The sequence below is a fragment of the Vibrio minamisatsumaniensis genome (assembly GCF_050337445.1).
In the GTDB taxonomy this organism is placed as follows: domain Bacteria; phylum Pseudomonadota; class Gammaproteobacteria; order Enterobacterales; family Vibrionaceae; genus Vibrio; species Vibrio artabrorum.
This window is the reverse complement of sequence record NZ_JAKJSY010000159.1, coordinates 1-2,178: the sequence shown is the minus strand read 5'-3', so window position 1 is coordinate 2,178 and position 2,178 is coordinate 1. Positions and strand designations below refer to the sequence as shown.

The window sequence follows — 2,178 nt, the reverse complement described above, 5'->3', positions numbered from 1 at the left end:
GTAGGAAGGGAAATTGCTGGGATAACGCCTGTGTTGAAAGCTTTTTCCACTCAATGAAAGTAGAAGTCATCCAATACGAGCCGATAATGACGCGAGAAGAGATGCGCCAAGCACTTTTTGAATATATCGAAGTTGATTATAATCGAACAAGAAGGCACAGTGCTCTTGGGTATCTAAGCCCAGTTAACTTTGAAAAACAATATGTAGCTTAATGCGGTGTCCAGTCTAACTGGAGCAGATCACAAACAATTTAAGAGCGATTCGGCACGCGTGGCATTTTTACTATGCGGTGGTTTTAGTGATTAAGGTGGCATGCGGGAGCATCGGTATGGCGTGCCTCACACCTTAATTGGGCGTTAGCTCCATTATCGATAATTATAGGTATGTTTAAGTGGAAAAAATAAAAATGGACGTTGGGATCCCTGAAGGAATGAATATCTGTTCAACCTCAGAAGGCCTGAAAATAGAGCGTAAATGGTTTTCAAGTAAAACACTGTTTCTAACTGTATTTGTTGTTTTTTGGAATGGCTTTTTATTCAATTGGTATAGTAACGTGCCTGATTTAGGATCATTGACCAAAGAAAATATGATGGTTGTCTTGTTCCCTTTACTACATGTTTCTGTAGGGCTTGGCTTGACCTATTATGTAATTGCGAGTTATTTCAATAAAACAACTGTCACTGTTAATTACAGCTTGCTCGAGTCTAAAATATCACCAATCCCTTTTGGATTTAAAAAATCAATACCTTCAACATCAATTGAGCAAGTTTATTGTAAGGAGATTGTTAAACGGACAAAGAATGGATCAAGTGTATCGTTTGAGGTTCGTGTCATATTGAGAAATCGCAGTAATATTCGTTTAGTTTCAGGACTCAAAAGTAGTGAGCAAGCACTATTCCTTGAGCATGAAATTGAATCACATCTTGGTATTAAAGATGTGAGTGTAAAAGGTGAACTGAGCTAACAAGGCACTCAAACAGACCTCCAACATGTGGCATTTTTGCTTCGCAAAAGTATAGCCACATGTCTGCGGCAGCTTAGTGCAGCGTTATATTTATTTTCAAATCATGAAGCTACTCTAAATCCAATCTTCCAAATTTTGGTATCGTCTTCCATTTAGGGGAGATTTATGAGTTATCAAGATAAGTTAGAAAGAGCTGACAATCACCTAAAGGTTTTGGGGCTTTCTTGTAATACAGACAAGACAATTGTATATAGATTTTTGCGAAATCGAGGCATCCAGTTAAAACCGGTATATTGGGAGTCTCTTCCGACAAACATAGTCTTGAAATTCATTGAATTCTTCTTCGTATACCTGTTTATAACGTATCTGTTTAGCCTAGCCCAAGAGAATTCTATGTTCATGGATACCTTAACAAATGCTCTCATAACAAGCTCAGCATTCTCTATTGCAATCAGTATTTACTATCTCATCGTGGCTAGAAGAAAATCTCTTATAAAGTGGGAAAAGGTATAGAGGTATCATAAATATAACAAAGCGTTTAAGACGGATTCCCAACGCTTGGCGTTTTCGGCCTACTTTGGTTTTAGTGTTTATGTCACAATGGTTTAGGTAGGGTGGTTAGCGTTGCTCACCACTTAACGCGGCTACATGGATTCCCCCGGTTGTCAAACATCCGCTAAACTTATGTTGATGGGTTTTGGACTGCCGCTCTACATTCGGCCTACTTATCGACGATTCGCATACGTCGTGGCCCTGATGACTTGCGCGACTGCGGTGCCTTATTCGTTAGATGACATCTAGTGTGTCCGCCGCATTAACAGGCTCTCCGCAAGTGGTCTTAACCTATCTCCACCATTAGCGTCTGCAATGACCCGGTGGGTTTAACTCTTTATGCTGCTTAGGTTTCTACTTAAGCGTATGCGCCCCATAATCCCACGGGGCGTTTTAATTTCAGTGTGAGACGTTCCAAGGCAGAAGAGAGTTAATATCAGGCTCTGGCTTTGCCAGTTCTTTCATACATTTGACCATGTAATCGTAGAGTATCAGTCCGTTCGCTTTCGCCGTCTCGATGATGCTATACAGCAAAGCACTCGCATCAGCACCAAGCGGATTCGTCGAGAATAACCAATTTTTTCTGCCAATGACCAGCGATTTGATTGCGCGCTCTGCTCGGTTGTTGTCGATAGATAAATGCCCATCTTCAACATAGCGTA

The 2,178-nt window shown here is 40.8% G+C and carries 4 protein-coding genes; 3 read left to right on the top strand and 1 reads right to left on the bottom strand.

Annotated features, from left to right (window positions below; genetic code table 11):
• From L4B77_RS19810 to L4B77_RS19800, 3 genes are all read left to right on the top strand, one after another.
• Nucleotides 1-212 (top strand): IS3 family transposase (locus tag L4B77_RS19810; protein ID WP_429750046.1); only part of this gene is annotated, 212 nt, incomplete at its 5' end.
• A gap of 179 nt (nucleotides 213-391) precedes the next feature.
• A complete protein-coding gene (locus L4B77_RS19805) occupies nucleotides 392-964 on the top strand; it encodes a hypothetical protein (RefSeq protein ID WP_429752563.1) in 573 nt (190 codons plus the stop codon).
• A 165-nt stretch (nucleotides 965-1,129) separates the two neighbouring features.
• Nucleotides 1,130-1,477 (top strand): DUF6404 family protein, encoded by a 348-nt coding sequence (locus L4B77_RS19800; protein ID WP_429752561.1) that lies wholly within the window; start codon nucleotides 1,130-1,132, stop codon nucleotides 1,475-1,477.
• 438 nt (nucleotides 1,478-1,915) lie between these two features.
• Here the strand turns inward: L4B77_RS19800 and L4B77_RS19795 are convergent.
• On the bottom strand, nucleotides 1,916-2,178 hold a 263-nt coding region (locus L4B77_RS19795), incomplete at its 5' end, for an IS66 family transposase (protein ID WP_429752559.1).